Below are 7,889 nucleotides of genomic sequence, written 5' to 3'. Positions count from 1 at the left end.
TAGGTTTTGAAATCGTAGCCTATGCTGGCGATGCTCGTTCAAAACTATTGGAAGCTTTAAAGGCTGCTGAATTTGGTGATTTTGAAAAAGCGGACGCTCTGGTAGAGGAAGCTGGTAGCTGTATTGCAGAGGCTCACCACGCGCAAACAAGTCTATTGACTAAGGAAGCAGCTGGTGAAGATTTAGCTTATAGTGTGACCATGATGCATGGCCAAGACCACTTGATGACAACTATCTTGTTAAAAGATTTGATGCACCATTTAATTGAACTCTACAAGAGAGGAGTTAAGTAATGAATAAACTAATTGCATTCATCGAGAAAGGAAAGCCTTTCTTTGAGAAACTATCTCGTAATATCTATCTTCGTGCTATTCGTGATGGTTTCATTGCAGGTATGCCTGTTATTCTCTTCTCAAGTATCTTTATCTTGATTGCCTTTGTACCAAACTCATGGGGCTTTAAATGGTCTGATGAAGTTGTAGCCTTTCTGATGAAACCTTATAGCTATTCTATGGGTATTCTGGCTCTCTTGGTAGCTGGTACAACAGCTAAGTCATTGACCGACTCAGTAAACCGTAGCATGGAGAAAACCAATCAAATCAACTATATGTCAACATTGTTGGCAGCAATTGTTGGTTTGTTGATGTTGGCAGCTGATCCGATTGAAGGTGGTTTTGCAACAGGATTCCTTGGGACAAAAGGTTTGCTTTCAGCCTTCCTTGCTGCCTTTGTTACCGTAGCAATCTATAAGATTTGTGTTAAGAACAACGTCACTATTCGTATGCCTGACGAAGTTCCACCCAATATCTCACAAGTCTTTAAAGATGTGATTCCATTTACTCTCTCAGTTGTTTCACTTTATGCTCTTGATTTACTAGCTCGTCATTTTGTTGGGTCAAGCGTAGCTGAATCAATCGGTAAATTCTTTGCACCACTCTTCTCTGCTGCTGATGGTTATCTAGGTATTACCATTATCTTTGGTGCCTTTGCCTTCTTCTGGTTTGTTGGTATTCATGGTCCATCTATCGTTGAACCAGCAATCGCAGCTATTACCTATGCAAATGCCGAAGTCAACTTGAACCTTCTCCAACAAGGTATGCACGCTGACAAGATTCTTACTTCTGGTACACAAATGTTTATCGTTACCATGGGTGGTACTGGTGCGACACTGGTTGTTCCATTCATGTTCATGTGGTTAACAAAATCAAAACGTAATCGTGCAATCGGTCGTGCTTCAGTAGTTCCAATCTTCTTTGGTGTAAATGAACCAATCTTGTTTGGTGCACCGCTTGTATTGAATCCAATCTTCTTCATTCCATTTATCTTTGCTCCAATCGCGAACGTTTGGATCTTCAAATTCTTTATTGAAACACTTGGAATGAACTCATTTACTGCTAATCTACCATGGACAACTCCAGCTCCACTGGGTCTAGTTCTTGGAACTAACTTCCAAGTTCTATCATTCATTCTTGCCGCCCTTCTAATTGTGGTTGACGTTGTCATTTACTATCCATTTCTTAAGGTCTATGATGAACAAATTCTTGAAGAAGAGCGTTCAGGTAAGTCTAATGATGAATTAAAAGAAAAAGTTGCTGCAAACTTCAACACTGCAAAAGCAGATGCCATTCTTGAAAAAGCTGGTGTAGAAGCAGCACAAAATACAATCACTGAAGAAACAAATGTCCTCGTTCTCTGTGCAGGTGGAGGGACAAGTGGACTTCTTGCGAATGCTTTGAATAAGGCAGCTGCAGAATACAATGTTCCTGTGAAAGCAGCAGCAGGTGGCTATGGTGCTCACCGTGAAATGTTGCCAGAGTTTGATTTGGTTATCCTTGCTCCTCAAGTTGCTTCAAACTTTGAAGATATGAAAGCAGAAACAGATAAACTTGGTATTAAACTTGCCAAGACAGAAGGTGCTCAATACATCAAATTAACTCGTGATGGAAAAGGTGCTCTTGCATTTGTACAAGCTCAATTCGATTAACGATAGGGACTGTGAAACAGTCTCCTATCGTTAGGGAAATCGCTATGGCGAATTTCCTAATCGCCTTGTTAATTCGTCGGTAAAAAGATATCGTTTTTACCTTCTCATGTCACAATTCGGTGACTTAGTACAAGAAGTGAGATGGAGAATAAAGCCTCACTAGCCTCCTCTCCTCTCACTTTTACTTTATTTTAAATCAAGAAATAGGTGAAAAAAATGACAAAAACATTACCAAAAGACTTTATTTTCGGTGGCGCAACAGCTGCCTATCAAGCAGAAGGTGCTACACATACTGATGGAAAAGGACCAGTTGCGTGGGATAAGTATCTTGAAGATAACTACTGGTACACTGCGGAACCAGCCAGTGATTTTTACAATCGATATCCAGTTGACCTCAAGCTAGCAGAAGAGTATGGTGTCAATGGTATTCGAATTTCTATTGCTTGGTCACGTATTTTCCCAACAGGCTACGGTCAAGTAAATGCTAAAGGTGTTGAATTTTATCATAATCTATTTTCGGAGTGCCATAAACGTCATGTTGAGCCCTTTGTAACTCTTCATCACTTTGATACGCCAGAAGCTCTACATTCAAATGGAGACTTCTTAAACCGTGAAAACATTGAACACTTTGTAGACTACGCGACTTTCTGTTTTGAAGAATTTCCAGAAGTAAACTATTGGACAACCTTTAATGAAATTGGGCCGATCGGTGATGGTCAATATTTAGTTGGTAAATTCCCTCCAGGTATTCAGTACGACCTTGCCAAAGTATTCCAATCGCACCACAATATGATGGTTTCTCATGCGCGTGCGGTAAAATTGTACAAAGATAAAGGCTATAAAGGCGAAATTGGTGTCGTGCACGCTCTCCCAACCAAGTACCCACTTGATCCTGAAAATCCTGCAGATGTTCGTGCTACTGAGTTGGAAGACATCATTCACAATAAATTTATCTTGGATGCAACTTATCTAGGTCGCTATTCAGATGAAACAATGGAAGGTGTCAACCATATCTTATCAGTCAATGGTGGTAGCTTGGATCTTCGTGAAGAAGATTTCACAGCATTAGAAGCTGCGAAAGACTTGAACGACTTCCTTGGAATCAATTACTATATGAGTGACTGGATGGAAGCCTTTGATGGAGAAACTGAAATTATCCATAATGGTAAGGGTGAGAAAGGAAGCTCTAAATACCAAATCAAAGGTGTTGGTCGTCGTGTAGCTCCTGACTATGTACCACGTACGGATTGGGATTGGATTATCTACCCTCAAGGTTTGTATGACCAAATCATGCGCGTGAAGAAAGATTATCCTAACTACAAGAAGATTTACATCACTGAAAATGGACTTGGTTATAAAGATGAGTTCGTTGATAACACTGTTTACGATGATGGTCGTATTGATTATGTGAAGCAACACTTGGATGTCTTGTCTGATGCTATTGCTGATGGTGCAAACGTAAAAGGTTACTTCATTTGGTCATTAATGGATGTCTTCTCATGGTCAAACGGTTATGAGAAACGTTACGGTCTCTTCTATGTAGACTTTGAAACTCAAGAACGTTATCCTAAGAAATCAGCTCACTGGTACAAGAAAGTAGCAGAAAGTCAGATTATTGATTAAACTGTAGATAAAAATCCCCATCAATCGGTGGGGATCGTTTTATGGTTTAGAAAGAATAATTTTTGTTTGTTTTGAAAGTTGTTCGAAGGTTTCTTTGCTCAGTTTAGAATCTGAAACGATGGTATCAATATCAGAGATATTGTAGAAGGTATAAAAATCAAATTTATTGAACTTACTATTGTCAGCTAGTAAGTATTTTTTATTGGAATTATTGAGGGCGATGCGTTGTGATTCACCTTCCTCTTCACTAAAGGTCGCAATCGCATTGTCCTGAATACCATTACAGCTAACGAAGGCTTTAGAAAATTGAAGATTGGCTAAGTTTTGCAAGGTTAGTGTTCCCACAAAGGCTCCAGTAATAGAGCGGTAGTTTCCACCGATTAAAATCAAATCTGTTAGTTTTCGTTCGTTTAAGATGAGAAAGACTGGTAAACTGTTTGTTACAACACGAATATTATCAATTGGAAGTTCACGGGCAAAAGATTCTAAGGTCGTACCTGGGCCGATAAAAATAGTTTCACCCTCATCAATTAAATGGCCTGCAAAACGGCTAATTTCTTGTTTTTCTGCAATCTGCAAGCTTTGTTTTTCAATATTGGAACGTTCATTGTTTAAAATGGAACCTGTGCGAATTTTCTCAGCTCCCCCGTGAACTCGAACAAGTAGATCCTTGTCTGCCAACTCTTGCAAGTAGCGTCTAGCAGTCATATCTGATACATCCAAGCGAGTCATGATTTCTTTTACAGTAATAGTTCCCTTTGTATTTACCGTTTCTAGAATATTATCTAGTTTTTCCTGCTTTAACATCCTTATCACCTCTATTTCTACTACTATTTTATCATAAAGTGTTCAATCAATCAATTTAAAAAACAAAAGAAAACAAAAACAAAAATATCATGGTTGTTTTAAACAAACCATGATATTTGTTATCAGTTCTGGGATAATTGAGTTAATCCAAGCCGTAGTTGTAGTCATCGTCTTGCATGGCTTCAACTTCACCAAGGAGGTAACCATTTCCGACTTGAGAGAAGAAGTCGTGGTTGGAAGTTCCTGTTGAAATACCGTTCATGACGATTGGGTTGACATCATCTGCTGAATCTGGGAAGAGTGGATCTTGTCCCAGGTTCATGAGTGCCTTGTTGGCATTGTAGCGAAGGAAGGTTTTAACTTCTTCCGTCCAACCAACACCGTCATAGAGGCTTTCTGTGTAGCCTTCTTCATTTTCATAAAGAGTGTAGAGCAGGTCGTACATCCATTCTTTGAGTTTTTCTTGCTCTTCTTCAGGTAATTCATTGAAACCAAGTTGGAATTTGTAACCGATGTAAGTTCCGTGCACAGACTCATCACGAATAATCAGTTTGATGATTTCCGCAACGTTGGCTAGTTTGTTGTTACCAAGATAGTAGAGGGGAGTGAAGAAACCTGAATAGAAGAGGAAGGTTTCAAGGAAGACGCTGGCAACTTTCTTTTCAAGTGGGCTACCGTTGAGGTAGATTTCATTGACAATCTCAGCCTTCTTTTGTAGATAAGGATTGGTATTAGTCCATTCGAAAATTTCTTCAATCTCAGCCTTGGTATTCAAAGTAGAGAAGATTGATGAGTAAGATTTTGCATGGACAGATTCCATAAATTGGATGTTGTTGAAGACAGCTTCCTCATGCGGTGTACGGATGTCCGAGCGAAGGGCCTGAACCCCTGTTTCAGATTGCATAGTATCGAGAAGTGTTAAACCACCAAAGACTTTTCCGACCAAGTCTTTTTCCTTGTTTGATAACTTTCTCCAGTCATCCAAGTCATTTGACAAGGGAATACGTGTATCAAGCCAGAATTGCTCCGTCAGTTTTTCCCAAGTTGATTTGTCGATGACATCTTCGATGGCATTCCAGTTAATGGCTTTGTAGTAAGTTTCCATTTGAAATCTCTTTCTGTATTTAGTATTGTGATTTCACAATTACCTCTATTTTATCATAAATCTAGAGGAGTATTGTACAAAAAGTCGGAAGACCGACTTTTTTGTTTTTCAATAGTATAGATGCTTATTCCTGTTTAGTTTAGCAGGGTGAATGAATCACTAATTTGAGAAAATGTAGTTTCCTCAAGAAAAGATTAAATCACACAGCTTTCACACTGGTTGGCACCGACTTCTCCACCATCATCTGTAAAGGTACGGACGTAGTAGATAGACTTGATGCCCTTGTTAAAGGCATAGTTGCGAAGGATAGACAAGTCACGTGTCGTTTGTTTGTTTTCTTTCTTCCATTCGTAAAGTCCTTTTGGAATGTCACTACGCATGAAGAGGGTAAGTGAAAGTCCTTGGTCCACGTGCTCAGTTGCAGCAGCGTAAACATCAATCACCTTACGCATATCCATGTCGTAGGCAGAAGTGTAGTAAGGAATGGTTTCTGTTGACAAGCCAGCAGCAGGATAGTAGATTTTACCGATTTTCTTTTCTTGACGTTCTTCGATACGTTGCGTAATCGGGTGGATAGAAGCAGAAACGTCGTTGATATAACTGATAGAACCATTTGGCGCTACAGCAAGGCGGTTTTGGTGGTAAAGACCATCTGCTTGAACCTTGTCGCGAAGTTCAGCCCAGTCAGCAGCACTTGGGATAAAGACATCTTTGAAGAGTTCTTTAACGCGGTCTGATTTTGGAACAAACTCGCCTGTAATATACTTGTCAAAGTAGCTTCCGTTAGCATAGTCTGATTTTTCAAAGTTGTGGAAGGTGATACCACGTTCACGTGCAATATTGTTTGACTCAACTAAAGTCCAGTAGTTCATAAGCATAAAGTAGATGCTGGTAAATTCAACAGACTCAGGCGATCCATATTCAATCAATTGTTGGGCAAGGTAGCTGTGAAGTCCCATGGCACCAAGACCAAAGGTGTGAGCTTGGCTATTTCCGTGGTCGATGGTAGGAACAGCTACGATGTGTGAACTATCTGTAACGAAAGTAAGAGCACGAACCATAGCACGGATAGAACGACCAAAGTCAGGTGAAGTCATCATGTTGACTACGTTGGTTGAACCAAGGTTACATGAAACGTCCGTTCCCATTTGAAGGAATTCTTGAGCATCGTTGATCAAGCTTGGTTCTTGAACTTGAAGAATCTCAGAACACAAGTTACTCATGATAATCTTACCATCAACAGGATTTGCACGGTTAGCCGTATCAATGTTGACTACATAAGGGTAACCAGACTCTTGTTGCAATTTAGAGATTTCAGTTTCCAAATCACGCGCCTTGATTTTTGTCTTGCGGATATTTGGATTTGCGACCAATTCATCGTATTTTTCAGTGATGTCGATATAGTTGAATGGTACACCATATTCAAGCTCTACAGAGTAAGGACTGAAGAGGTACATTTCTTCATTTTTGCGAGCCAATTCGTAGAATTTATCTGGTACCACAACACCAAGTGATAGAGTCTTAACACGAACTTTTTCATCGGCATTTTCTTTCTTAGTTGAAAGGAAGGCGATAATATCTGGGTGGAAGACGTTGAGGTAGACAACACCAGCACCTTGACGTTGCCCCAATTGGTTTGAATAAGAGAAGCTGTCTTCAAAAAGCTTCATAACTGGTACGACACCAGAAGCTGCTCCTTCGTAGCCTTTGATAGGTGCACCAGCTTCACGAAGGTTGCTGAGGGTAATTCCCACACCACCACCAATACGTGAAAGTTGAAGAGCTGAGTTGATAGAACGTCCGATAGAGTTCATATCATCAGTTACTTGGATTAGGAAGCAAGATACTAACTCCCCACGGCGAGCACGTCCAGCATTCAAGAAGGAAGGAGTAGCAGGTTGGTAGCGTTGGTGGATGATTTCATTGGCAATATCGATTGCAACAGCTTCATTCCCGTCAGCGAAATAAAGGGCGTTAAAGAAGACACGGTCTTCCATGCTTTCAAGGTAATATTCACCGTCGTTGGTCTTCAAGGCATATTGATTGTAAAATTTATAAGCTGCCATGAAAGACTTGAATTGGAAGTTTTGGTCTTTGATAAATTGAGACAATTCTTCCAAAAATTCTGGACGGTATTTCTTGATAAAGGCTGTTTCGATGTAGTTGTGTTCAATCAGGTAGTTGATTTTATCTTTGATTGAATCAAAAACCATAGTGTTTGGAACTACATTTTCTTTAAAGAAAGCATCCAAGGCTTCCTTATCTTTATGAAGCATGATTTGTCCATTGACAGGACGGTTGATTTCGTTGTTGAGACGGAAGTAAGTCACGTCTTCAAGATGTTTTAATCCCATAAAATTTCCCTTATCT

General features: G+C 39.9%; 6 protein-coding genes. 3 read left to right on the top strand and 3 right to left on the bottom strand.

What is annotated here, in order from left to right:
- The 3 genes from RYL77_RS05615 to lacG form a co-directional block, all read left to right on the top strand.
- Nucleotides 1–293: PTS lactose/cellobiose transporter subunit IIA (locus RYL77_RS05615; protein WP_315010463.1), on the top strand; the 293-nt coding region annotated here is incomplete at its 5' end.
- On the top strand, nt 293–1,984 hold the full coding sequence (locus RYL77_RS05610) for a lactose-specific PTS transporter subunit EIIC (RefSeq protein ID WP_315010461.1): 1,692 nt from the start codon (nt 293–295) through the stop codon (nt 1,982–1,984). The genes RYL77_RS05615 and RYL77_RS05610, both read left to right, overlap by 1 nt.
- A 216-nt stretch (nt 1,985–2,200) precedes the next feature.
- Nucleotides 2,201–3,607, top strand: a complete 1,407-nt coding sequence (lacG, locus tag RYL77_RS05605) for a 6-phospho-beta-galactosidase (RefSeq protein ID WP_315010459.1) — start codon at nt 2,201–2,203, stop codon at nt 3,605–3,607.
- 39 nt (nt 3,608–3,646) lie between these two features.
- On the opposite strand, the gene RYL77_RS05600 is transcribed toward lacG, so the two are convergent.
- The 3 genes from RYL77_RS05600 to nrdE all read right to left on the bottom strand — a co-directional run bounded on the left by RYL77_RS05600 (nt 3,647) and on the right by nrdE (nt 7,873).
- Complete coding sequence (locus RYL77_RS05600) at nt 3,647–4,414, bottom strand: DeoR/GlpR family DNA-binding transcription regulator (RefSeq protein WP_000917575.1); 768 nt, start codon at nt 4,412–4,414, stop codon at nt 3,647–3,649.
- Between the two features lie 142 nt (nt 4,415–4,556).
- Entirely contained in the window at nt 4,557–5,519 is a 963-nt protein-coding gene (nrdF, locus tag RYL77_RS05595; RefSeq protein WP_033683563.1) for a class 1b ribonucleoside-diphosphate reductase subunit beta, read from the bottom strand.
- Nucleotides 5,520–5,713: 194 nt separating this feature from the next.
- Nucleotides 5,714–7,873 (bottom strand): class 1b ribonucleoside-diphosphate reductase subunit alpha, encoded by a 2,160-nt coding sequence (nrdE, locus tag RYL77_RS05590; RefSeq protein ID WP_261029194.1) that lies wholly within the window; start codon nt 7,871–7,873, stop codon nt 5,714–5,716.
- Nucleotides 7,874–7,889: the final 16 nt, after the last annotated feature.

The organism is uncultured Streptococcus sp., assembly GCF_963516515.1.
GTDB lineage: Bacteria > Bacillota > Bacilli > Lactobacillales > Streptococcaceae > Streptococcus.
Note: the sequence above shows the minus strand (reverse complement) of the source record. Positions and strands in the feature narration are given on the sequence as shown.

Excerpts from the sequence above, each read along its gene's own strand:
- RYL77_RS05610 (WP_315010461.1), top strand. The coding sequence starts at position 293 with ATGAATAAACTAATTGCATTCATCGAGAAAGGAAAGCCTTTCTTTGAG.
- lacG (WP_315010459.1), top strand. The coding sequence starts at position 2,201 with ATGACAAAAACATTACCAAAAGACTTTATTTTCGGTGGCGCAACAGCT.
- RYL77_RS05600 (WP_000917575.1), bottom strand. The coding sequence starts at position 4,414 with ATGTTAAAGCAGGAAAAACTAGATAATATTCTAGAAACGGTAAATACA.
- nrdF (WP_033683563.1), bottom strand. The coding sequence starts at position 5,519 with ATGGAAACTTACTACAAAGCCATTAACTGGAATGCCATCGAAGATGTC.
- nrdE (WP_261029194.1), bottom strand. The coding sequence starts at position 7,873 with ATGGGATTAAAACATCTTGAAGACGTGACTTACTTCCGTCTCAACAAC.